The 20,881-nt window shown below is 63.8% G+C and carries 24 protein-coding genes; 10 read left to right on the top strand and 14 right to left on the bottom strand.

The window, feature by feature from the left end; translation table 11 throughout:
• Positions 1 to 94 precede the first annotated feature (94 nt).
• Complete coding sequence (locus HJO_RS07985) at positions 95 to 1,246, top strand: low temperature requirement protein A (protein WP_035615821.1); 1,152 nt, start codon at positions 95 to 97, stop codon at positions 1,244 to 1,246.
• 2 nt (positions 1,247 to 1,248) lie between these two features.
• On the opposite strand, the gene HJO_RS07980 is transcribed toward HJO_RS07985, so the two are convergent.
• Genes HJO_RS07980 through HJO_RS07965 form a run of 4 tightly spaced genes read right to left on the bottom strand, consistent with a single transcriptional unit; the run spans position 1,249 to position 4,704 of the window.
• Positions 1,249 to 1,842, bottom strand: a complete 594-nt coding sequence (locus tag HJO_RS07980) for an ABC-type transport auxiliary lipoprotein family protein (protein ID WP_035615817.1) — start codon at positions 1,840 to 1,842, stop codon at positions 1,249 to 1,251.
• A 2-nt stretch (positions 1,843 to 1,844) separates the two neighbouring features.
• Positions 1,845 to 2,795, bottom strand: coding sequence for an MlaD family protein (locus tag HJO_RS17650; RefSeq protein ID WP_051618403.1), 951 nt, complete (start codon positions 2,793 to 2,795; stop codon positions 1,845 to 1,847).
• A 14-nt stretch (positions 2,796 to 2,809) separates the two neighbouring features.
• The gene (locus tag HJO_RS07970) at positions 2,810 to 3,574 is read right to left on the bottom strand and encodes an ABC transporter ATP-binding protein (protein WP_035615814.1); all 765 of its coding nucleotides are present in this window, start codon (positions 3,572 to 3,574) and stop codon (positions 2,810 to 2,812) included.
• Positions 3,571 to 4,704: an ABC transporter permease gene (locus HJO_RS07965; protein ID WP_051618402.1), complete on the bottom strand. Its 1,134-nt coding sequence runs from the start codon at positions 4,702 to 4,704 to the stop codon at positions 3,571 to 3,573. Before HJO_RS07965 ends, HJO_RS07970 begins: the two co-directional genes overlap by 4 nt.
• Before the next feature lie 87 nt (positions 4,705 to 4,791).
• On the opposite strand from HJO_RS07965, the gene dgcA reads away from it, so the two are divergent.
• From dgcA to HJO_RS18165, 4 genes are all read left to right on the top strand, one after another.
• Positions 4,792 to 5,775, top strand: coding sequence for an N-acetyl-D-Glu racemase DgcA (gene dgcA, locus HJO_RS07960; protein WP_035615812.1), 984 nt, complete (start codon positions 4,792 to 4,794; stop codon positions 5,773 to 5,775).
• Positions 5,776 to 5,860: 85 nt separating this feature from the next.
• Positions 5,861 to 6,541: an RNA polymerase sigma factor gene (locus tag HJO_RS07955; RefSeq protein WP_035615810.1), complete on the top strand. Its 681-nt coding sequence runs from the start codon at positions 5,861 to 5,863 to the stop codon at positions 6,539 to 6,541.
• A 21-nt stretch (positions 6,542 to 6,562) separates the two neighbouring features.
• Positions 6,563 to 7,144, top strand: a complete 582-nt coding sequence (locus HJO_RS07950; protein WP_035615808.1) for a ferritin-like domain-containing protein — start codon at positions 6,563 to 6,565, stop codon at positions 7,142 to 7,144.
• Between the two features lie 4 nt (positions 7,145 to 7,148).
• Positions 7,149 to 7,664 carry a c-type cytochrome gene (locus HJO_RS18165; protein WP_084141763.1) on the top strand — a complete coding sequence of 172 codons (516 nt, stop codon included), beginning with the start codon at positions 7,149 to 7,151 and terminating at the stop codon, positions 7,662 to 7,664.
• A gap of 29 nt (positions 7,665 to 7,693) precedes the next feature.
• Here the strand turns inward: HJO_RS18165 and HJO_RS07940 are convergent, their stop codons facing one another.
• Together HJO_RS07940 and HJO_RS07935 are read right to left on the bottom strand one after the other, a co-directional pair.
• Positions 7,694 to 8,068: a hypothetical protein gene (locus tag HJO_RS07940; RefSeq protein WP_035615806.1), complete on the bottom strand. Its 375-nt coding sequence runs from the start codon at positions 8,066 to 8,068 to the stop codon at positions 7,694 to 7,696.
• A gap of 161 nt (positions 8,069 to 8,229) precedes the next feature.
• Positions 8,230 to 8,469, bottom strand: a complete 240-nt coding sequence (locus tag HJO_RS07935) for a tautomerase family protein (protein ID WP_035615803.1) — start codon at positions 8,467 to 8,469, stop codon at positions 8,230 to 8,232.
• Positions 8,470 to 8,637: 168 nt separating this feature from the next.
• Here HJO_RS07935 and HJO_RS07930 point away from each other — a divergent pair, with 168 nt between their 5' ends.
• Positions 8,638 to 9,348, top strand: a complete 711-nt coding sequence (locus tag HJO_RS07930; protein ID WP_051618401.1) for a winged helix-turn-helix transcriptional regulator — start codon at positions 8,638 to 8,640, stop codon at positions 9,346 to 9,348.
• Positions 9,349 to 9,417: 69 nt separating this feature from the next.
• Positions 9,418 to 10,557 (top strand): EstA family serine hydrolase, encoded by a 1,140-nt coding sequence (locus HJO_RS07925; RefSeq protein WP_035615800.1) that lies wholly within the window; start codon positions 9,418 to 9,420, stop codon positions 10,555 to 10,557.
• A gap of 9 nt (positions 10,558 to 10,566) precedes the next feature.
• On the opposite strand, the gene HJO_RS07920 is transcribed toward HJO_RS07925, so the two are convergent.
• Positions 10,567 to 11,676 (bottom strand): Rv3169 family protein, encoded by a 1,110-nt coding sequence (locus HJO_RS07920; protein WP_035616135.1) that lies wholly within the window; start codon positions 11,674 to 11,676, stop codon positions 10,567 to 10,569.
• A gap of 104 nt (positions 11,677 to 11,780) precedes the next feature.
• On the opposite strand from HJO_RS07920, the gene HJO_RS07915 reads away from it, so the two are divergent.
• Together HJO_RS07915 and HJO_RS07910 are read left to right on the top strand one after the other, a co-directional pair.
• Complete coding sequence (locus tag HJO_RS07915; protein WP_241764699.1) at positions 11,781 to 12,215, top strand: PaaI family thioesterase; 435 nt, start codon at positions 11,781 to 11,783, stop codon at positions 12,213 to 12,215.
• Positions 12,212 to 12,562, top strand: a complete 351-nt coding sequence (locus tag HJO_RS07910) for a DUF423 domain-containing protein (protein WP_035615796.1) — start codon at positions 12,212 to 12,214, stop codon at positions 12,560 to 12,562. The genes HJO_RS07915 and HJO_RS07910 overlap by 4 nt, the downstream gene beginning before the upstream one ends.
• Here the strand turns inward: HJO_RS07910 and HJO_RS07905 are convergent.
• Positions 12,559 to 13,170, bottom strand: coding sequence for a hypothetical protein (locus HJO_RS07905; RefSeq protein ID WP_156945495.1), 612 nt, complete (start codon positions 13,168 to 13,170; stop codon positions 12,559 to 12,561). The two genes, HJO_RS07910 and HJO_RS07905, sit on opposite strands and share 4 nt — an antisense overlap.
• A gap of 114 nt (positions 13,171 to 13,284) precedes the next feature.
• Here HJO_RS07905 and pip point away from each other — a divergent pair, with 114 nt between their 5' ends.
• Positions 13,285 to 14,274 carry a prolyl aminopeptidase gene (gene pip, locus HJO_RS07900; RefSeq protein ID WP_035615791.1) on the top strand — a complete coding sequence of 330 codons (990 nt, stop codon included), beginning with the start codon at positions 13,285 to 13,287 and terminating at the stop codon, positions 14,272 to 14,274.
• Between the two features lie 68 nt (positions 14,275 to 14,342).
• Here pip and HJO_RS07895 read toward each other — a convergent pair whose 3' ends face one another.
• The 6 genes from HJO_RS07895 to HJO_RS17645 all read right to left on the bottom strand — a co-directional run bounded on the left by HJO_RS07895 (position 14,343) and on the right by HJO_RS17645 (position 20,847).
• Positions 14,343 to 14,723, bottom strand: a complete 381-nt coding sequence (locus HJO_RS07895) for a hypothetical protein (protein ID WP_035615789.1) — start codon at positions 14,721 to 14,723, stop codon at positions 14,343 to 14,345.
• 57 nt (positions 14,724 to 14,780) lie between these two features.
• The gene (locus tag HJO_RS07890) at positions 14,781 to 16,196 is read right to left on the bottom strand and encodes a sodium-dependent transporter (protein ID WP_035615786.1); all 1,416 of its coding nucleotides are present in this window, start codon (positions 16,194 to 16,196) and stop codon (positions 14,781 to 14,783) included.
• A gap of 82 nt (positions 16,197 to 16,278) precedes the next feature.
• A complete protein-coding gene (rodA, locus tag HJO_RS07885; protein WP_241764698.1) occupies positions 16,279 to 17,484 on the bottom strand; it encodes a rod shape-determining protein RodA in 1,206 nt (401 codons plus the stop codon).
• Positions 17,481 to 19,412, bottom strand: coding sequence for a penicillin-binding protein 2 (gene mrdA / locus HJO_RS07880; RefSeq protein ID WP_035615784.1), 1,932 nt, complete (start codon positions 19,410 to 19,412; stop codon positions 17,481 to 17,483). Before mrdA ends, rodA begins: the two co-directional genes overlap by 4 nt.
• On the bottom strand, positions 19,409 to 19,960 hold the full coding sequence (locus HJO_RS07875) for a hypothetical protein (protein ID WP_035615783.1): 552 nt from the start codon (positions 19,958 to 19,960) through the stop codon (positions 19,409 to 19,411). The genes mrdA and HJO_RS07875 overlap by 4 nt, the downstream gene beginning before the upstream one ends.
• Positions 19,960 to 20,847 (bottom strand): rod shape-determining protein MreC, encoded by an 888-nt coding sequence (locus tag HJO_RS17645; RefSeq protein ID WP_051618399.1) that lies wholly within the window; start codon positions 20,845 to 20,847, stop codon positions 19,960 to 19,962. The genes HJO_RS07875 and HJO_RS17645 overlap by 1 nt, the downstream gene beginning before the upstream one ends.
• Positions 20,848 to 20,881 lie beyond the last annotated feature (34 nt).

Below are 20,881 nucleotides of genomic sequence, written 5' to 3'. Positions count from 1 at the left end.
ACCCCACCATCCCTGCGGGGCCGATTGGACTTGATCGGCCCCGGGGAGCACCCTAGTCCTGTCTCCCATCCGGTCTGGGCGAGGGTGGGGCATCATGATCAAGGCACTGAAACACCGCGATCCGAACGAGGCGCACAGGGCCTCGACTCCGTTGGAACTGTTCGTCGATCTTGCATCCGTGATCGCGATCGCAGCCGCCGCAACCGGACTGCACCACGGCATCGCGGAAGGCCATTTCCAGCAAGCGATCCTGTCATTCCTGCTGGCGTTTTTCGGCATCTGGTGGGCCTGGATGAACTATACATGGTTCGCGTCGGCCTATGACGACGATAGCCGCTTGTTCAAGCTGGCGACATTTGCCTTCCTCTCCGGCGCGCTGGTGCTTGCAGCCGGCATCATGGAATTCATGGACACCCACACACTGACGCTGGTGGTGACAGGCTATGTCATCATGCGGCTGGCGATGGTGTGGCTGTGGCTGTCGGCGGCCAGGGACAATGCCACCCATGGCGCCACGTGCCGCCGCTATGCCGTTGGTATCGGCCTCGCCCAGATTTACTGGATCGCTATCGGAATCGTCCTCTGGCAGTGGACAGGCGTGATGATCGGCCTGTTCTGTCTCGGCATCCTGATCGAGTTGGGCGTGCCCTACTGGGCTGAGAAGGCCAATCCGACACCATGGCACCGCCATCACATGATCGAGCGTTACGGCCTGCTCAACATCATCGTGATGGGCGAAATGCTGCTGGCGATTGCCCATGCGATCTACGCCGCGATTTCAGGCGGGACGATGAACGCCGAGATCATCCAGCTTGCGGCCAGCGCTGCGGTGATAACCTTCTCGCTCTGGAGTCTCTACTTCTCGCGCGAAGACCACCTGCAATCCCGGGCACCCCATCGCACATTCCTCTGGGGCTATGGGCACGTCTTCATATTCGCGGCCGGCGCAGCGACGGGCGCAGGGTTTGCCGTGATGACCGAAATCCTGAGCCACCATGCCCATGTGTCTGCCTTCGTTGGCAATATTGCCATCGCGGTGCCGGTTGCGATCTACCTGGGGGGACTATGGCTGGTGCGGGACCAGTTCAACCTGCCCTTCCGGGATGCCGCGATCCTGCCGCTGGCCGCCGGGGCAAGCCTGGTGACGCCATTCCTGCCGTTCTCGACGGTCGTTCTGGCTGGCATCGTGGCCTTTGCCGCAGTCCTGCGCGCCGCGCGGTCGCCAGCCCCGACACGCCAGGAATAGGATCAGGCGTCGGGTTCGGGAACGGCCGCTGTCTTCTCGGCGACAAAGGCGGCGACATCACTGATGCAGGCGCGGCCGGCATCGGTCAGCGCCTTGGCACGCGACGCGTTCCTGGGCGTCAGGGCGAGCGCTGTCGTGGAGACGTTGACCTGCGCGAGCACCTTGCGCGTGCGCCCCTGCAAGAGGGTCGCCTCCATCCGGCAGCGGGCCATCGTACCAGACAAGGTGAAGTCGGACACACGCCAGACGAGCTCGAAATCCGTCGGGGCGCCGGTCTCTGAGGCCACCGCCATGCCGGCATTGCCACCGCCGAGCGTGTCCAGCAGGGCCATCTGCATCATCCGCGTTGCGCTCTCGGCCCATTCGACATTCCGCACCAGGTGCAGTGCGCCGTCGCCGTCTTCAGCGGCGATCGCGCGCCCGCCGATCAGGCGCGACGCTTCAGGCTCGCGCACAACGATCGACGCCTCGAGGCGATACATCGCGTCCATCGGGCCGAACCGGTAGAGCCCCTCCGGCGCCTTCGGCTCAGGCAGGATCGAGACGCAGGCGACGAGGGTGGCGGCCGAAAGGGCCAGGATCAGGGACCGGATCATGATTACTTGCTTTCATAGGGAATAGGGTCGCCAACGACGAAACCTTTGGGGTTCCGCTCGAACTCGCGAGTAAGCCGGTCAAGCCGGTTGATCAGCACGCGCAGGTCCTGGCTGACGAGGCGGGCATCTTCCATGACGTCGGTCGCCGGGCCTTCGATCGCATCGGCGGCGGCGGTGGCAGCGCGCGTGCTCTGCGCAATCGTTTCGTGAGCCGATTGCGTGACGCCCCGGACATCGCCCACCAGGCCATTTATCTGTTCGGCGAATTCGGCGATGCGCGCGTCGGCTGAATTGCTGAAATGCTCGAAGGAAGACGAGGCGGCCGCCAGCCGGACACTGGCGTCCGACACATTGGCGAGCGTGATGGAGGCCTGGTCGATCAGTCCGTCGTCGCGCGCCAGCTTGCCGCTGACTGTCTCCACGTTACGAAGCGTGGTTGTGAAGTATGCGATGTTTTCGTCCGTCAGGAGGAGGTTCACCCGCTCGATGGCGCGGTTGGCATTGCCGAGCACTTCAGCGCCGCCGGAGAACAACTGGTCGAGCTGTGTCCGCTCGGCCCGGATGACCGGCACTGGTTCACCGGGCCGCGCTTCAAGCGGCTGGCCCGTGCCGGCCGTGATCTGGACGAAGGTGATGCCGGTGATGCCCGCAAGCTGGATCGAAGCCGTCGAGTCGGTCCGCACGGGCGTCTCGCGGTCGATGCGAATCCGGGCACGGACCTTGGATGGATCGGCACGGTCGATCCGGACGGTCGACACTTCACCCACCTTGATACCGATATAGCGGACCTGCGAACCTTCTTCGAGCGAGACCGGCCCGTCGAACACGATGTCATAGGTCTTGAAGTCCTGCCGGAACTGGGATTGGCCCAGCCACATGACGAAGCCGGCAATCGCCACGACTGCGAGCAGGACGAATGCCCCTATCAGGGCATAATTAGCGCGCGTTTCCATGACGGGCCTCCATTCTAGTGTCCCGTAGCGGCCCGCCCGCGCGGCCCGCCAAAATATTCCTGCACCCAGGGGTGATCGACTTTTCGTAGTTCATCGATCGTGCCAACTGCCAGCACGTGCTTCTCGCCGAGCACGGCAATCCGGTCGCAGGTCGCATACAACGTATCCACATCATGCGTGACTAGGAAGACCGTGAGGCCAAGTGATTTCTGCAGCTGGCGTACGAGCGTGTCGAACCCGGCCGCCGTGATCGGGTCGAGACCGGCTGTCGGTTCGTCCAGGAAGAGCAGCTCGGGGTCAAGCGCCAGCGCCCGGGCGAGCGCGGCGCGCTTGCGCATGCCGCCCGACAGGTCGGAGGGATATTTCAAACCGGCGTCCGGCTCCAGGCCTGCGAGGCGGATCTTCATGTCCGCCAGTTCCGTGCGCAATTGCGGGCCGAGCGAGGTGTGTTCCTTCATCGGCACCATGACGTTTTCGCGCACCGTCAGGTTCGAGAACAGCGCGCCATCCTGGAACATCACGCCCCAGCGGCGCTCGAGGGTGCGGCGTTCGTCAGGATCGAGTTTTTCAAGGCGCTCGCCAAAGACTTCGATACTGCCGGCGGCCGGTTGCTTCAGGCCCACGATCGCACGCAGCAGAACGGACTTGCCACAGCCCGACGGGCCGATGATGCCGATGATCTCACCGCGCCGGATATCGAGGTCGAGGTGTTCGTGGACCACGTGACTGCCATAGGCGGTTTTCAGGTCCCGGATGCGGATGATGGGTTCGGCGCTCATATGCCGAGTTCCATGTAGAAGACCGCAAACAGCGCATCGATGGCGATGATCGAAAACAGGGCCTGCACGACGGAGGTCGTCGTGGCGCGGCCGAGGGACTGGACACTGCCCCCGACATTCAGGCCCTGCCGGCAGGCGATGAGGACGCAGACCAGGCCGAACACGGGCGCCTTCGACATGCCGACCCAGAACTGGTCGATCGGCACGGAATTGCGCAGGCGCTCGATGAAGACGGCGGGATTGATGTCGAGCGCGAGCCAGCCAACCATGATGCCACCCGCAATGCCGGCCAGCGTGGCGACGAAGGCGAGCACGGGTGTCATCACCACCATCGCGATAACGCGCGGTGCCACGATCACTTCCATCGGTTTCAGGCCGAGTGTCTTCATGGCATCGATTTCCTGGCGCATCTTCATCGTACCGATCTGCGCGGTAAACGACGAATTGGTGCGGCCGGCGAGGACGATGCCGGTCAGCACGACGCCGAATTCGCGCAACTCCGAATAGCCGATCAGTTCGACCGTGTAGATTTCGAGATCGAAGTCGCTGAGCGTGGTGGCGCCGATGAAGGCAACGACCATGCCGACAAAGAAGGAGAGGAAGGCGATGATCGGCAAGGCGTCGAGGCCGGCCTCTTCCATGACGGCCACAATGCTGGTCCAGCGCAGTTTCCAGGGCTGGCTGAGAAGCCGGACACAGGTGATCAGCGTTTCTCCGAGGAAAGCGAGTGTCGCGACGCTTTCCGCGAGGATGCCCATGAACCCCTTCCCGGTCCGCTCCAGCAAGGCATAGACACCGCCTTCATGTGCAGGTGGCGCTGGCACCGGTTCGGAGACTGCATGGATCTGTGCGATGAGGCGGCCGGCTGTCGCATGCTCGCCGACAATCACGGCGTCGCTGCCGGCGCCGGATGCGGCGGCCCGCAACGTGCGGTCGATGACAAAGGCGCCGGCCGTGTCGATGCGGCCGAGACCGGATACATCGATCCGCATGGGCTTGGCCGGGGCGAGTTGGCGCAATGCCTCGTCAACGTCCTGCACATGTGCGACGGTCCAGTCGCCCGCGAGGCGGAGCGTGGAAAATTCGTCGCTGTCTTCCAGCGCGAACTCGGGGGGAAATGTGTCTGCCATGCGTGTGTAACTACCTGACTTGCCTAGCAAAACATGCTTAAGGCAAGAGCAGTGGAATAGATCAAATTTGACCGACCAGGATCACCCATGGGCAACACGCAGCTTGCAGTCACCGCCGTATCATCGCCCCTGAAGGCCGCGTTCGCGATTTCACGGGGATCGAAGACCTGCGCCGACACGGTGCTGGTAACGGTGCGCAAGGCGGGCGCGATGGGGCGGGGCGAGTGCGTTCCCTATGCCCGGTATGGTGAGACCGTGGAAAGCGTCATCGCGGCCATCGACTCCGTGCGTGACGCGATCGAGGCCGGGCTGACACGCGCCGCATTGCAGGAAAAGCTGCCCGCGGGTGCCGCCCGCTGCGCCGTCGACTGCGCCCTGTGGGACCTTGAAGCCAAGCTCAGCGGCACACCTGTCTGGCAACTTGCCGGCCTGCCGGCGCCACGCGCCGTGGAAACGGCGGTCACCGTCAGCCTCGATACGCCGGAAGCGATGGCGGAAGCGGCGAAGCGAATACAGGGACGATTGCTGAAACTGAAACTTGGCGGCGCCGAGGACCTGAAGCGGATCGAGGCGGTGCATGCGGCCCGGCCGGATGCACGCCTGATTGTCGACGCGAATGAAGGGCTCGTCGTTGCGGAATTTCCGGCCATTTCCCGGGCGGCGGCCGATCTTGGTGTCGTCCTGATCGAACAGCCCTTCGCGGCCCTGAAGGACGACGCGCTGATCCGGCGCCCCGGCCCGGTCGCGATTTGCGCCGACGAGAGTGCGCACACATCCGCCGACATGCAGGACCTTGCCCAGCGCTATGATGCAGTGAACGTCAAGCTCGACAAGGCGGGCGGCCTGACGGAGGCACTGAAAATGGTGCAGGCCGCACATGCCTGCGGTCTCGGTGTGATGGTCGGCTGCATGGTGGCCGGTTCGATCTCGATGGCGCCTGCGGTATTGCTGGCAGGTGCCTGCGAGGCCGCCGACCTTGATGGACCGCTATGGCTGACCGATGATGTGGCCGACGGACTCGCCTATCGCGATGGCTGGGTCGAGCCGCCGTCGACAGCGCTTTGGGGCTGATCCGGCAGGGCCTCAAAACAAAATTTGAAAATTGTTGTAACCTTTCTCCGGTCCTGCCGTCCAATCGGGCAGAAAGGATGGAAAGATGCACGCCGCCAAAGCCGCTTACGAAACCCTGCCGGATATCGCCCTGGCCGAACTCGCCGCGGCACGCGATGCCTATGCCATTCGCACCATCACCACACGCAACAACCAGCGCCTGTTCCGCGCGGCATGGAGCGTCGTGCACAGTCACGCCGATGCCGAAGACATCGTGCAGAATGCCTATCTGAAGGCATTTGCCGCGATCGGCACCTTCTCCGGTCAATCGAGCCTGTCGACCTGGCTCACCCGGATCGTGCTGAATACTGCCTTTGATCACAAGCGGTCTGCCGATCGCCGTCGGGCAGCCCTGTCACAGGAAAATATCTCGATGATTGAGGATCACCGCGCAGCAAGCCGCAGTGCCGAGTCTCCGGAACGGCAGGTGGCGCGCGCCGAACTGTCACGCACCCTGAAAGAGGCTGTTGCCGGATTGCCGGACGGTTATCGCAGCGTCTTCGTCCTGCGCGATGTGGAAGACATGTCGGTCCGGGAAACGGCCGACGCGCTCAACATGAGCGAAGCCAGTGTGAAGACCCGCCTGTTCCGCGCCCGGCGCCTGTTGCGCGAGGCGCTCGAGCCAGACCTGACCGACCTGTTTTCCGACTCCATCGCATTCGCCGGCGCAGATTGCGACGCGATGACGGCCCGTATCCTCGATTCTCTTGGACTAACCCTGAATTGACCCTGAAAGGACAAACTCCCAATGACTGACAAGACCGTTCCACTCCCTTCCCGCCGAGCCCTGCTCGGAAGTGCCGGAAAGACGCTTTCGATCGCCGGCGTTGCCATGATGGTCGGCGGATACGCCCCCCGCATCATGCGTGCTTCGGCTGAGGAACTCTCCAGCGATGTGCAGATCCTGAACGCCGCGATTGCGCTGGAACATGAGGGCATCGCCGCCTATCAGATTGCTGCCACAAGCGGCCTGCTTGACCCGGCTGTCGTTGACATTGGCGTCACGTTCCAGGGGCACCACAAAGGCCACCGTGACGAGCTGGTGAAAGCTGTCCGCACGCTCGGCGGAACGCCGGTCGAGGAAAAGTCGCTCGACGACTATGCCAAGTCGCTGAACGCCGCTTCGCTGACCAACCAGACAGACGTCCTGAAACTCGCTCTCGGTCTCGAGCGTGGCGCCGCTAACGCCTATCTCGGCCTGATCCCGTCCCTTGGCGTCGACTTCCACCAGGTTGCTGCACGCATGGCTGGCGACGAAGCCTTCCACGCCGCAATCCTGGCGAACGCGCTCGGCGAGCCAATCCCGAAGAACGCACTGATCTTCGGCTAGACCAATGAAGACGCAAATATCGCGCAGGTGGGGCAGCATTGCCTGCTTCGCCAGCGCTGCGGCTCTCCTGTGGGCCTGTAGCCCACAGGACAGTACCGCATCACCGAATCCAGTCCCGGCTATTCAAGCCACGCCCACTGCACCTCTTGTATCCCCCTCAGGAGCGACACGTGCAGACCCCGTCCAAAGGGCGGCCGGGACTGGACCCTCCCAGGCAGCAGACGCCGAACGTGGCGAGAAGCTGTACAAGGCGCAATGTGGTGCCTGCCACTCGCTGGACCAGAACAGGGTCGGCCCACTGCATCGTGGGGTTGTCGGCCGCAAGGCGGGCGGTGTGCCCGACTTCCGCTACAGCCCGGCCTTGCAAAAGCTGGATCTGGTCTGGACCGCGGAGACGCTGGACACGTGGCTGGAAAACCCCAGCGCGGTCGCGAAAGGCACCTCGATGGGCTTTCGCGTCCGCAAGCCGGAAGATCGCGCGGCCATTATCAGCTTCCTCGAAACCGTGACCGAGGAATAGGCCCGCAAGACGACGCCTGACGCCTGCGTTCAGCCACCTTTCAGCGCTGAACGCAGGCCAAGCGTCGAGAAGAGTGCCGCCAGTAGCCACAGCACCGGCCCGAGCATTGCCGGCCAGAGCGGGATCAGGCCCGGCACCAGGATGAATATGATGAACCCGATATCGGCGAGCGCAACTGCGACGAGGTTGATCCAGTAGCCGGTCTGGCTGTTGCGCCAGTTCATGAACGCAGCAACGCCAATCGCCACGAGCGAGACGAAGGCAAGGTTCCACGAATTCTGCATCAATCGGCCCTGGACCAGGCCGGCCTCCACGCTCATGGCCAGCCGGAACCCATCCAGCGCCGCGAGCAGGTGCAGCACCCCCCACAGGCCGTAGAACACCGCTCCGATCCGGTACATCATTGTCTGCCCCTCCCTGATGATATCCTTTCATCAGTATAGGCACGGGATCTGCCTGCAGGCAAAGCCTGCCGACGCCTTTCAGCAGCGGGTGGAAAGGCATGGCTCACCTCCACGGGAGCGGGGCCGGAGACGCCGCATGATGCGGCGCCTCCTGTTGAAATTCATGCAGGCTCGGGGGCCTTCGCGCCGGCAGCTGCCATGGCGTGCACATCCGCGGCCCTCAGCAACTGGCCGCCAATGCCCCAGTCGCCCTGTTCCACTTCATGGATACGCACCCAGGTGACCGACCGCAGCGCCTCACCTTCGATGGCAACCATGGTTTCGGTAACCTTGCTGATAATGTCCGCTTTCTGGGCGGGCGAAAAGACATCCTTGATGAGATCAATCGTGACGAGTGGCATTGCATTTCTCCGTTTTTGATTGTGGCCGGATGATCCGGCGACGGGCAATCAATGCGATTGTTTTGTCTCTCCTCATAGTTCAGGCGTTGAAGCGGACCACTTCAGAATGTAAAGTAACCCACTTCAGAAGCCATCATGCCCGTCTGACAGCACCTTGGGAGGTGTCACATGCAATACGGTCAATTTTGTCCGATCGCCAAGGCGACGGAAATACTCGGCGAAAAATGGACAATCCTCATCATCCGCGAGCTTCTCATGGAGCGCCGCCGATTCAATGAATTGCAGCGGGGGCTTGGCGATATCTCCCCTGCCCTGCTGACCAGCCGCCTCAAATCGCTCGAAGAACAGGGCATGCTGGCGCGCAAGAAGATCTCCGGTCAGAAGGGATATGAATATTATCCCACGGAAGCCTGCCGGGCGCTGCTGCCGGTCCTGATTTCACTGGGTGAATGGGGATTGTGCTGGGCGCGGCATACCGTGCTCGACGCGGATTTCGACGTCGAGTTCCTGATGTTCTATCTCGAGCGCAGCATCGACCCGACCAAGCTGATCGGCAATGAGAGCGTGATCCGGTTCAAGTTCACGGACCTTGAGGAACAGCGCGACTGGTGGCTGCTGGTCAAGCACGACACCGTCGATCTCTGCCTGAAAGACCCCGGCAAGGACGTCGATGTCTACCTCACCTGCACCGTGCGAACGATGCATGATGTGTGGATGGGAGAGCGGACCTATCAGGACGCGATCAGGTCGGGTGACCTTTATGTCCAGGGCGAGCCGGCATTGACGCGGAACATCAAGTCCTGGCTGAAGCCGAGCGTGTTCGTCGATTCGCCCCGCGTGCCTGTGCCCGATACGGTGACGATGCCTGTCCGTCTCTAATTCCGCCCGTTGCCGACCTGCGAGCGACCACCTAGGGTTGGCGCAGCAAGACAAGCGGGAGGATATCGCATGGCGAAAGCCGAGGTGCAGGGATTCGTGCACGACAAACTTGAAGGCGTCAGGGACCAGTTCCAGACACATCTCGACACAGGCGCCGACATCGGGGCAGCATTCTGCGTGACCAAGGATGGCGAAACGGTCGTGGACCTGTGGGGCGGCCATGCCGACGTCGACCGCACGCGGCCCTGGGAAAAGGACACGATCGTCAACGTCTATTCGACGACAAAGACGATGACCGCCCTGACGGCGCTGTTGCTCGCGGACCGGGGCGAACTCGATTTTGACGAGAAGGTTTCCCATTACTGGCCGGACTTCGCGGCCGGCGGAAAGGCAGACGTCAAGGTCAGCCACCTGATGAGCCATTCGGCCGGGCTGTCAGGCTGGCGTGATCCGATGACCACCGAAGACATGTATGACTGGGAAAAGGTGACCAGCCATCTCGCCGCGCAGGAGCCGCTATGGGCGCCAGGGTCTGCGGCCGGCTATCACGCCATCACGCAAGGCTTCCTTGTCGGTGAAGTGGTTCGCCGCATCGCCGGCAAGTCGCTGGGCACCGTGTTCCGGGAAGAGATTGCAGGGCCGCTTGGCGCCGATTTCCATATCGGCCTGCCTGCCTCCGAAGATCACCGCGTCGCCGACCTGAAACCGCCGGCCGATGCCAGCATTTCGGCCGATCCGACAATGACCGACATCAAGAAACTGACGCTGACGAACCCGGTCGTCGATGTCAGCGCAACGCGGACGCGGGCATGGCGCGGCGCGGAAATCCCGGCAGCGGGCGGCACCGGCAATGCGCGGGCGGTGGCCGAAATTCACACGATCCTCGCCAATGGCGGCATGGCAAAGGGCAAGCGGTTCATGAGCGAGGCCGGGTGCCGCAAGGCGCTGGAAGAACAGATCCAGGGCACCGACCTGATCCTTGGCATGCCGGTCCGCTATGGCCTCGGCTTCGGCCTGTCCGGCCCGATGTCGCCAGCACTGAACGAGCATTCCATGTTCTGGGGCGGCTATGGCGGGTCGATCGCCCTGATCGACATGCAGGCGCACACGACCATGTCCTACACCATGAACCTGATGCAGGGCACGACGACCGGCGACATGCGGGCGATCACCCTGGCCATGCAGGCGTGGCAGGGACTCAACAGCTGAGGCGGCCGCCTATTTCGCCGGGTCAAGGATATCCTTGAAGCCGCTCGGCGCGTGGGGGCCGAGGAAAAGCTGCTCGAACGTGCCGATGCCTTCCGACCCGAGGCCATCGGGGCCTTCGTGCCGTGCGCGGACAATTTCCTGGATGTGCAGGTTTTCCAGTTCCTGCCATGACGCATTGGGATCGAAGTCTTCACGGGCAAAGGCCAGTTGGTCGCCATGATGCGCACCGTGGCGCCATTTGGGATGGCCGTAGCCGATCCCCTTCATCAGGAAGGTGCCGATCGGTTCGAACGTCACCTTGTGGGGCCGCCCGCCGCTGTCTTCGACATCAAGCTGCGCAGCCGCCATCCGGCGTGTGCCGGGCGCATAGGTAATGTTCATGCTGGCATTGGACAGGTGGAGGCCGCCGCCCTGCGCGACCCCGTCCGGAACGATCACAGCACGCGTGTTCCAGGGCGTGCCGGTCTCGTCGTGGTTGACGTGATAGAACATCGACAGGTTCGGGAAATTGGTCGGCGTCCAGATCCAGTAGAATTGCGGCGGCAGCGGCGGGTTCAGCGGCTGCGCATCCGGCGCGCCAATCGGACGGACGCCCCAGGACCGGTCACGCGTGCCGGTGAAGTCATCCGGCCGGACCTCGACCCGGGTGTCGTCTATCCGCAGGCTGCCGGACCAGCGGCCGTTCTGAGTCATCCGGGTCAGGTCCATCATCATGCGCGGGCCCTGGCGACGGGTGAAGCGAGGTTCCTCGATCGGGAAAGCCCGGCCTTCGAATTCAAGGTCGAGCGCCAGGCCCTCGGTTTCCTCGAGGCGCAGGCGGATTCGTTTCAGCGGCTCCAGGACTTCAACCGAGAACGGGCCGACATGGGTGTCCATGCGCTCCATGTTGAGCGGGCGCGAGAAATAGACGCTGGACTGCTTGCCGTCGCGCAGGATCGAGACAGACGCATCGATGATGTTGAGGTGAGGATAGACCCCCATCGCCGCGGCGAAGAAGGTCGCCCCGTCCGCGCTGTAGCCATTGAAGAAATACCGGTCGTAGAAATTCCGGTCGGACCCGGAATAGGCAACAGGTTCGGGCGTCTGGTGGATCGGGTATTCGTCTCCGGCGCTCAGCATGGCAGGTCCTTCCTTGGCGTCACCTCTTGGCGGGCGACATCTGCCAAGTAGGTTGAACGATGCCGCGAAGCCCATCAAGGGGTGACGCCAAGGGAGGCCATCAATTGACCACACGCATGACAGCGGACGAAGCCAATACATTCCTGTCGGCCGCATTCGTCGGCACCGGACGCCGCAGCGAGGTGACGCTGATGGAAGAAGGCCGGGCCGTGATGCGGCTGGTGGCCGACGCGACGCACCTGCGTCCGGGTGGCTACATTTCGGGACCGACCCAGATGAGCCTTGTCGACTCGGCAGCCTACATGGCGGTGATGACGTATACCGGGCACGAGCCGATGACGGTGACGAGCAATCTGAGCATCAATTTCCTCAGGCCCTGCATTGGCGATGTTGTCGTCGCCGATGCCCGGGTGATGAAAATCGGGCAGGCCCTGGCCGTAATGGATGTCGATGTGCGGATCGAGGGTGCCGACAAGCCGGCAAGCCACGCGGTGGTGACGTACGCCCTGCCCCGCAAGCCGGATGGACGTGCGGCATGAACCGGCTGGCGCTGGCGGCGGGCCTCACGGGCTTTACCGGCGTCGCCCTGGGCGCGTTCGGCGCGCATGGCCTGAACCTCGACGCAGAGGCCGCCGGCTGGTGGCAGACAGCGACTCTGTATGCACTGGTGCATGCGGTCGCGGCGCTGGCGGTTGCCCTGTCTGATCGCGCCGGGCTGGTGCGCCGGGGCGGATGGGCCTTTATTCTGGGGGCTCTGGTCTTTTCAGGCTGCCTCTACGCGATGGCGCTGGGCGCACCGCGCTGGCTGGGCGCAGTCGTGCCGCTGGGCGGCCTCATGTTTCTGGCAGGGTGGGCACTGGTCGCGGCAGGCGCGACTCGGCGCTAGGACGCCTTGGTATTCAGCGAGGCGTACTTGTCGGCCAGGCCGTCGGCAGTCTTGCGGGCGTCGTCGATCGTGCCGGCAAAGCTTTCGAGTTCCAGGTCCACCGGGGCCGTATCGACATCCATGTCATCGCGCGCAGAGACTTCGCTGAGCGCGGCCTGGAAGCTGCGATAGGCCATCTGCGCACGCACCAGCGCACGCTCGTAGCTCATGACATCGGTGCGGGTGGCGGCATTCTTGTCATCGCTGGACAGGACTGTACGGGCTTCATCGCTGACACCGGCGAGGCCGGCCCTGGCGGCCTGGGCGTCTGACGAAATGCGGGACAGGACGAGGGCGGGGGCGTCTGTGGCAGCGCCGATGCGGGCGGCATAGTTCTCACCCGGCTCTGCCCGGCCATTGATCAGGGCGCTGGCGAGACCTGCGAGACCGCCTGACGCTTCAACCCATCCAGCCTCAACGGCGCCATCACAATATTCAGCAGAAACCTTGCGCAGGACCGACTGGTTGTGCGAGAGGCCGCTTTCAACCGTCGCTTCACCGGGCACCATCGAAACGGTTGCACAACCGGCGAGAAGACTTAGGGATAAACCCAGAACTACGCTACGCATCAAACGGCCACCTGCAAAACCTGTTTGGGTCCCCACCCGTAATAAGTTCTACGAATGGTACTATGCCAAGTCCAGTAGTAGTTCCCGATTTGACTGACAAATAGTGAAGACCCAATGAATAAACGCCAAAATCGCCGTACTTTGTATCCCCGCCACGAGGCCAGGCGCACCGGTCGCCTTCGTGTTTCAGACATTCACGAGATATTCTGGGAGGAATCCGGCAATCCGGACGGTGTTCCGGTGATTGCCCTGCACGGTGGGCCGGGGGGCGGCTCCAACCCCGAAATGCGGCGATTCTTCGATCCGGCGCGCTATCGCATCTTCCTGTGCGACCAGCGCGGCTGTGGCCGGTCGACCCCGCATTCCGAACTGCGCGAGAACACGACCTGGGACCTGGTCGACGATATCGAGGCCCTGCGCGAGCATGTCGGGGTGAACCAATGGGTCGTTTTCGGCGGCTCCTGGGGGTCGACCCTGTCGCTGGCCTATGCCGTGACCCATCCGGACCGCGTGCTGGGCCTGGTGCTGCGCGGCATCTTCCTTGTCTCGAAATCGGAGATCAGCTGGTTCTACCAATCCGGCGCGAGCCGTCTGTTCCCGGATTCCTACGACCGTTACATCGCGCCGATTCCCGAGGCCGAGCGCGGCGACCTGCTGAATGCCTTCCACAAGCGCCTGATCGGCAGCGACAAGAATGCCCGCATCGAAGCGGCCCGCGCCTGGGCACGGTGGGAGGGCGAGACCCTTTCGATCAAGGGCCCGGTGACCACGCCGCCGCGCTTCAACGAGGATGATTTCGTCGACGCCTTCGCGCGGATCGAGTGCCACTATTTCATCAATCGCGGGTTTTTCGCGCACGATTCCTGGCTGCTCGAGGAAGCCGAGCGCACCTTGCAGTCCATCCCCGGCGTGATCGTCCACGGACGATATGATGTCGTGACGCCGCTTTCCACGGCCTGGGCGCTGTCGAAAGCCTGGCCGAAAGCCGAGTTGCACATCATCCCGGATGCCGGCCATTCCTCGATGGAGCCCGGCATTGTCGACCGGCTGATCGCGGCGACCGACATGTTCGCCGAACAGTTCCTGCCAACCGTGAAGGCCTGATTCCAGCACCTGCGGCGCCTGTGAGGGCGCTTGTGGGTGAAACCAGATTTTCGAGTCGGGCGTTCGGGTCAGGTGTCGGGGATGGGGCCGATCCGGACCAGCCCTGCGCTTGGGCCTGCTGCGGGGCAATCGCAATGCGATTGCTGGTCCCTTCGCAGCCCCGGAGTGAACCGAGGGCGCGGGCATTGGATGTCTGTGAGGGCAAGCCGCAGCCGATCCGACACAGGTGCACGGAAACAGCCCGAACGCTGCACGGACATGTCGTCAGACAGCCGGATGAGCACGACCCGCCCGTTCCACATCACGCCCCACAGCATCTGCGCACCGGGATGCCCCGCCGCCCTGAACCATGCCTTCAGGCGCTGGATGCGCCAGAAGATCAGTGGCCAGAGCGGCAACAGGTACCAGGGCAGCCCCTGCATGGGGGTGAGGAGGGAGAAGGCTGGCATCGGCGTCAGTATACGCCGAATGCCGGAGGGGTTGGATAAGCGGACCGCCGAGAGCGGCTAGTCGACCGGCGGAATCCAGTTCGGACCGAGCAGCTTGGTCATCACGCCGGGAAGCGGCACATGGTACTGGTCCTGGATCTTGTCCATGAACCCGAAGACCAGGATGATCGCGATGAATGGCGGCACCACCCAGCGCATGGTAAATCGCCATGCGTTCATCAGGGTGCTTTCACCAAGTTCTGACGTGAGCATTTCCCGGCTGAGAACCCAGCCGGCAAAAGTTGCCGTCAGCAAGCCGCCCAGCGGCAACAGCAGGCCTTCGGTCATGAAGTCCATGAAGTCGAGATATTCGAGCGAGAAGACATAGGCCGCGCCGATCATGAACATCGAGAAACCGATGCCGAGCGCCGCGCCGAAGCGTGTGACGCCCTGGCGTTCCTCGAGCCATGAGACGCTGACTTCCATCAGCGAAATCGCCGATGTGAACGCCGCGAAAAGGGCGAGCGCAAAGAACACCGTGGCGAATATTCCTCCGCCCGGAATGGCACCGAACGCGACCGGCATCGACACGAAGAACAGGCTGGGCCCGCCCGCCGGATCAAGCCCGGCAGCAAACACGATCGGGAAGATGGCGAAGCCGGCAATCATCGCGACCAGCGTGTCGGACCCGACAATGATCAGCGAGGAGCGCGGGATATTGGTGTCCCGCGACAGGTAGGCGCCGTAGGTGACCATCAGGCCGACACCGACACCAATCGAGAAGAAGGCCTGACCGAGGGCGGCGAGGAATGTGCCGAAGCCGACATCTTCCCATTTCGGTTCAAGGATGAAGGCAGCGGCACGGGCCGTGTCACCATTCATCACTGCAAACCCGACGACGATGACAAGCATCACGAAGAAGGCCGGCATCAGGATCGTCGAAGCGCGCTCGATGCCGCCTTTGACCCCGCGCCCGACCACGAAAACATTTGCGCCAATGAAACAGGCCAGGAGGAAGAGAATATACCATTTCGAACGAAGCGGATGTTCTCCCTGCCCGATCATGTCGTTGAAGTTCTGGCCGGACGCAGCTGCATCCATGCCGGAATAGCCGCCAAAGGACTGGACGAAAAAGGCCAGGAGCCAGGCCGAGATCACGACATAGAATGTACTGATGAAGAAGGCCGTCAGCGTGCCGATCCAGGTCGCGATGCCCCAGTTCTGGCTCTTGCTTTCGGCGCGGGCGAGCGACTGGAACCCTTCAATGGCCGACATGCCGGATTTCCGGCCCATGGCATATTCCGCCATCAAGAGCGGCAGGCCGATCAGGAGGACACAGAACAGGTAGATCATGATGAAGGCGCCACCGCCCTCTTCGCCTGCGGTATAGGGAAACCGCCAGAAATTGCCGAGACCGACGGACGAGCCGACCGCGGCCATGATGAATCCAAAACGCGAACTCCACGTATCTGTCTTGCGACCGACGCCTGCCATATGTTGCCCCTCCCCGGGTGATTCATTTCGCGCGACCCTAGCGGGCGCGGCATAAAAATCAATTGTGGGCCCTGCTAGCGGGTCAGATGAGCCCCGTCGACGATAATTTGTCGTCGCGGTGCATATGCGCCGACAGGATGAGGCCGAAACAGGCCATCGTCGTCAGCAGGGCGGTGCCGCCATACGAAATCAGCGGAAGCGGCATGCCGACGACGGGCAGGAGCCCGATCACCATGCCGACATTGAACACGATATAGAACGCGACGGTCGCCGTCGCACCCGCCCCGGCGAGTCGCCCGAACCAGCTGCGCGACTGCGACGCCGAATAGAACGCCCAGCCGAGAATCACCGCGAAACCGAGCAGCAGCGCTGTCGTGCCGAGAAAGCCGAATTCCTCGGCAATCACCGTCAGGATGAAGTCGGTATGCTGTTCCGGCACATAGTCCTGCTGGGACTGGATGCCGGCGAGATAGCCCTTGCCGTTCCATCCGCCGGACCCGATGGCGATCTTGGCCTGTTCGATCTGGTAGCTTTCGCCCAGCGCATTGGTGGCATCGCCCGACAGCTGGGAAAGGAATGTGTCGACCCGCTCGCGCTGGTAGGCGGCGAGGCTGAAATAGATGGCGGGGATGGCGGCAATCCCGGCGACGACGCCGCCGAGGATCACGCGCATTGACATGCCGGCGAGGAAGATCACCACGCCGCCGGAGGCGATCAGCGCGAGGGTGGTGCCGAAATCCGGCTGCTTGAAGATCAGCACGGCGGGAATGAGGATGATGACCAGCGCACCGAGATGGATCACGAAGCGGCCGGACCGCGGCGTGATCACGCGGTCATAATACCAGGCCAGCGCCAGCGTGACGGCGAGCTTGGCGAATTCCGACGGCTGGACCGCGACGGGGCCGACCTGAAGCCAGCGCTGGGCGCCGCCGCCGGTGACACCGACCACTTCGACCAGGACAAGCAGCAGCACGGTGAACGCGTAGGCCGGCAGCGCGAGCGTGCGCCACAGCGACAGCGGGAACAGCGCCATGACGAGCATCATCACGAAGGTCAGCCCGAAGCGCGACAGCTGGAGGAACCAGAGGTCCGATTCGCCGGGATTGGTGTGCGCCGAGGAATACAGCATCGCCGCGCCGGTCAGCGCCATGGCGACGATCAGCAGGATGAAGCCCCAGGGCAGTTTCGCCAGCTTGCGCAGCGGCCCCATCGTCTCGAACGAGAGTGACGTGGCGGTGCGGGTGCGCGCCTCGCCCCGGCTGAAACCGGTATACCCGTCGCGGCTCATGTCGGCTCACCGGCGGTGGCTGGCGCGACCGAGGCGGTCTGGGAATAGGCTGGCTTGCGGCGGCTGTCATTCTTGAGCGCGAAGTGGAGGATGTCGCGGGCCAGTGGCGCGGCCGTGGACGAGCCGCCTTCCCCGTGCTCGACGACGACGGCGATGGCGTATTTCGGATCGTCGGACGGCGCATAAGCCACGAACAGGGCGTGGTCGCGCAGCTCGCGCTCGATATTGAGGCCCTTGCGGACCCCCTTGTCGCGTTCGGCCATGGTGATGCGGCGGACCTGCGCGGTGCCGGTCTTGCCAGCCAGGCGCGGGCCGCCAAGGCCAAGGTCGCCGGACCGGTAGGCCGTGCCGCCAGCCTCGGAGGTGACGCCGTACATGCCGGCCTTCATGCGCTTCATGATCTCGGCATCGAGCGGGGCGTCGAGCACGCCGTCTTCGTCCGATTTCGGGCCGAGGCCGACCAGTCTCGGCTTGTAGCTGTGCCCTTCGGAGGCGATCCGCGCCGTCATCAGGGCAAGCTGGAGCGGGGTGACGCCGAGCTGGCCCTGGCCGATGCCGAAATTGAGCGTTTCGCCCTCGTACCATTGCTCGCCCATGACACGCTGCTTCCAGGCACTGTCCGGCACGAGGCCGCCGCGGGCACCGGTCATGCCGAGCGTCCAGGCCTCGCCGAAGCCGAACTTGCGGGCCGTCGCGGCAATCGCCTCGACGCCGGTGCGCCGGGCCGTCTCGTAGAAATAGACGTCGCACGACCCCTTGATGCCATTGTGCATGTCGACCGAGCCGTGGCCGCCCTTCTTCCAGCAGTGCCAGGTGCGGTTGCCGAAACGGTAGTAGCCGTTGCAATGCACCCGGTCGGTCGGCTTCACGGCGCCGGATTCGAGCGCGGCGGTGGCGACGACCATCTTGAAGGTGGAGCCCGGCGGGTACACGCCGCCATGCGCGCGCGGGTAGAGCGGCGAGCGCGGATTGTCGCGCAGCAGGGCGTAGTCGGCGCCGGAAATGCCGTTGACGAAATCGTTCGGATCGAAGGCCGGGGTCGACACCATGGCGAGGACGTCGCCGGTCTCGACATCGAGCACGACGGCTGCGCCGCTCTCGTCGCCGAACCGCTCGATGGCTGCGCGCTGGAGCTCGGAATCGATCGTGACGTAGACGTCCTTGCCGGGAACCGGCGCGAACTTGTCGTCCGGAATTTCCTCGATCACGCGGCCAGCCGCATTGGTGACCAGTTTGCGGAAACCGGGCTTGCCGCGCAGCCATTCCTCGGCGAACCGCTCCATGCCCTGGCGGCCGGTGCGCATGTCCGGGTGGCGAAACAGGTTTTCCAGACGCTTGGCCTCGTCCGCCGGCATGCCGTTGGACAGGCGGTGCAGGTCGTCCTGGCTGGCGCGTGCGACATAGCCGAGCACGTGGGCGAAATCGCGCCCGCGGGGATAGGACCGGGTGGAGGCCATTTCGACCTGAACGCCGGGAATCTCGGCCGCGTGCACATTCATGCGCGCGAAGTCTTCATAGGTCAGTTCATGCGCAACGATGATCGGCACGAAGGCTGCGTTGCGCCGGCGGCTGGTGCTGATTTCCCGCGTGAGCCGGGCGAGGCGTTCGTCGGGGACATCAATCAGCGCGGCGATCCTGGCGAGCGTGTCGGCTGCATCGCGGGTCTGTTCCGGAATGATCGACACGCGGCCTGCGCGGCGGTGCGAGGCGAGCGGCTTGCCGAACCGGTCGAGGATGCTGCCACGCTGGGGCGGGGCGAGGGCGAGCTTGATATGGTTGTCTTCGGCGGCGGCCTCGTACTTCTCGCGCTCGACGACCTGAAGCTGGAACAGGCGTGCAACGAGCCCGGCCCAGACGACACCGCCCGCGCCGGCCGCGATGAGCATGCGGCGGGTGAAATCGTCCTCGATCGAGCGGTCCTGGGTCATGCGCCCTGCCCCGCAGACTGGCCGGGTGCCCGCCCGAGGTCGAACACCTTGTGCCCGAGGGCGTAGATCAGGCCGGTGGTCAGGAAGGCCGCAAACAGCGGCGTGGCCCGCACGGCATGGTCTTCGAGGCTGCTGGCAAGCAGCCACAGGACAAGAAACCCGGCGATGAAGAGAAGCACGGGCGAGACAACCGCCACGAGCGGCTCGTTCATCACGTCAAAGGTTTCGGCAATCGCCGCGCTGAGGCCGTAGACGATCAGGTTGACGATCACGAAACAGCCGAGCGGCGCATTGAAACTGATATCCTGGATCAGGCCGAACACGATGAGAATGACCATGGGCCGGATCGACAGGCCGACCCGCCCCCAGCCGATGGCGCCCCAGAGGGCAGCATAGGGCCAGGCGATGGACAGGCCGAACAGGGTTTTCGGTGTCAGGCCGAGCAGCCCGATCGCGGCAATCGCGAATGCGCCGAACAGCAGGCGCAGTGTCGGGCCGGTCTGGGACCAGAGGCTCTTGCGCTGGCGGCCTGACTTGCGGCTGGCCATTACTGGCGCACCCCCTGGGCAGCACTGGCCTGTACCGGATTCCCTGTTTCACCGGCTGCGGGGATTTCCTCGATCGGCTCCGGAATTTCGATCACGGGCGGCGGCACCATCTGGACATATCCGCCATCGCGTTCGGCCATCGCAAAGCGCACCCGCCAGTCGTCGCCGGACCGGAGGGCCTCGCCGACGACCAGGCCGCGCGGAAAGGCGCCGCCCTCGGCCGATGTCAGGATCCGTTCGCCTTCGATGAACTCGCTGCGTTCGGGAAGGTCGGTCAGGCTGCCCATGCCGTCGCGGCCACCATACAGGATCGCGCGCACGCCACTGACTTCGCCCATCACCGGCACGCGGCTGTTGAAGTCCGTCACCAGCAGGACACGGGCGGAATGCTCGCCCAACTGGATGACCCGGCCGACGAGGCCGCCTTCATTGACCGCGATTGCGCCGGGCTCGACCCCCTGCGAACGGCCGGCATTGGCCAGGAGTGTCTGGGAGAACGGGCCATCACTTTCAGCCGTCACGCGGGCGGTGACGCCGCGCACGGGCGGTTCGCCCACCAGGTTGAGGATGTTTTCGTAGGCTTCGAGCCGCTCGGCCATCGAAATGGCGGCGGCCTTGTAGCGGGACAGTTCGCGCACTTCGGCCTCGAGATCGCGAATCCGCCGCTCGCGGGCGACCTGGCCGGACATCCGGGCCCACAGGCTGATATCATTGCCACCGCCGAGCCGGTCGCCTGCAGTGGTGCGGACGGGGTCGAAAACGCGCCGGATCTGGGGCGCAGACTGCGAAACCACGAGAGCGGCCGCGCCAAAAATGAGCACAAAGAGAATCAGACGCTTGGCTGAGCGTTTCCCCGTTTTCTGTCCTGATCGGCTGAGGCGCGCCATTCGCCTTGTTTCCTTGCCGTTTTCTGGGGCCCGC

Source organism: Hyphomonas johnsonii MHS-2 (assembly GCF_000685275.1).
Lineage (GTDB): Bacteria > Pseudomonadota > Alphaproteobacteria > Caulobacterales > Hyphomonadaceae > Hyphomonas > Hyphomonas johnsonii.
This window is presented reverse-complemented; position numbering and strand designations above follow the sequence as displayed.

Excerpts from the sequence above, each read along its gene's own strand:
- HJO_RS07985 (WP_035615821.1), top strand. The coding sequence starts at position 95 with ATGATCAAGGCACTGAAACACCGCGATCCGAACGAGGCGCACAGGGCC.
- HJO_RS07980 (WP_035615817.1), bottom strand. The coding sequence starts at position 1,842 with ATGATCCGGTCCCTGATCCTGGCCCTTTCGGCCGCCACCCTCGTCGCC.
- HJO_RS17650 (WP_051618403.1), bottom strand. The coding sequence starts at position 2,795 with ATGGAAACGCGCGCTAATTATGCCCTGATAGGGGCATTCGTCCTGCTC.
- HJO_RS07970 (WP_035615814.1), bottom strand. The coding sequence starts at position 3,574 with ATGAGCGCCGAACCCATCATCCGCATCCGGGACCTGAAAACCGCCTAT.
- HJO_RS07965 (WP_051618402.1), bottom strand. The coding sequence starts at position 4,704 with ATGGCAGACACATTTCCCCCCGAGTTCGCGCTGGAAGACAGCGACGAA.
- dgcA (WP_035615812.1), top strand. The coding sequence starts at position 4,792 with ATGGGCAACACGCAGCTTGCAGTCACCGCCGTATCATCGCCCCTGAAG.
- HJO_RS07955 (WP_035615810.1), top strand. The coding sequence starts at position 5,861 with ATGCACGCCGCCAAAGCCGCTTACGAAACCCTGCCGGATATCGCCCTG.
- HJO_RS07950 (WP_035615808.1), top strand. The coding sequence starts at position 6,563 with ATGACTGACAAGACCGTTCCACTCCCTTCCCGCCGAGCCCTGCTCGGA.
- HJO_RS18165 (WP_084141763.1), top strand. The coding sequence starts at position 7,149 with ATGAAGACGCAAATATCGCGCAGGTGGGGCAGCATTGCCTGCTTCGCC.
- HJO_RS07940 (WP_035615806.1), bottom strand. The coding sequence starts at position 8,068 with ATGATGTACCGGATCGGAGCGGTGTTCTACGGCCTGTGGGGGGTGCTG.
- HJO_RS07935 (WP_035615803.1), bottom strand. The coding sequence starts at position 8,469 with ATGCCACTCGTCACGATTGATCTCATCAAGGATGTCTTTTCGCCCGCC.
- HJO_RS07930 (WP_051618401.1), top strand. The coding sequence starts at position 8,638 with ATGCAATACGGTCAATTTTGTCCGATCGCCAAGGCGACGGAAATACTC.
- HJO_RS07925 (WP_035615800.1), top strand. The coding sequence starts at position 9,418 with ATGGCGAAAGCCGAGGTGCAGGGATTCGTGCACGACAAACTTGAAGGC.
- HJO_RS07920 (WP_035616135.1), bottom strand. The coding sequence starts at position 11,676 with ATGCTGAGCGCCGGAGACGAATACCCGATCCACCAGACGCCCGAACCT.
- HJO_RS07910 (WP_035615796.1), top strand. The coding sequence starts at position 12,212 with ATGAACCGGCTGGCGCTGGCGGCGGGCCTCACGGGCTTTACCGGCGTC.
- HJO_RS07905 (WP_156945495.1), bottom strand. The coding sequence starts at position 13,170 with ATGCGTAGCGTAGTTCTGGGTTTATCCCTAAGTCTTCTCGCCGGTTGT.
- pip (WP_035615791.1), top strand. The coding sequence starts at position 13,285 with ATGAATAAACGCCAAAATCGCCGTACTTTGTATCCCCGCCACGAGGCC.
- HJO_RS07895 (WP_035615789.1), bottom strand. The coding sequence starts at position 14,723 with ATGCCAGCCTTCTCCCTCCTCACCCCCATGCAGGGGCTGCCCTGGTAC.
- HJO_RS07890 (WP_035615786.1), bottom strand. The coding sequence starts at position 16,196 with ATGGCAGGCGTCGGTCGCAAGACAGATACGTGGAGTTCGCGTTTTGGA.
- rodA (WP_241764698.1), bottom strand. The coding sequence starts at position 17,484 with ATGAGCCGCGACGGGTATACCGGTTTCAGCCGGGGCGAGGCGCGCACC.
- mrdA (WP_035615784.1), bottom strand. The coding sequence starts at position 19,412 with ATGACCCAGGACCGCTCGATCGAGGACGATTTCACCCGCCGCATGCTC.
- HJO_RS07875 (WP_035615783.1), bottom strand. The coding sequence starts at position 19,960 with ATGGCCAGCCGCAAGTCAGGCCGCCAGCGCAAGAGCCTCTGGTCCCAG.
- HJO_RS17645 (WP_051618399.1), bottom strand. The coding sequence starts at position 20,847 with ATGGCGCGCCTCAGCCGATCAGGACAGAAAACGGGGAAACGCTCAGCC.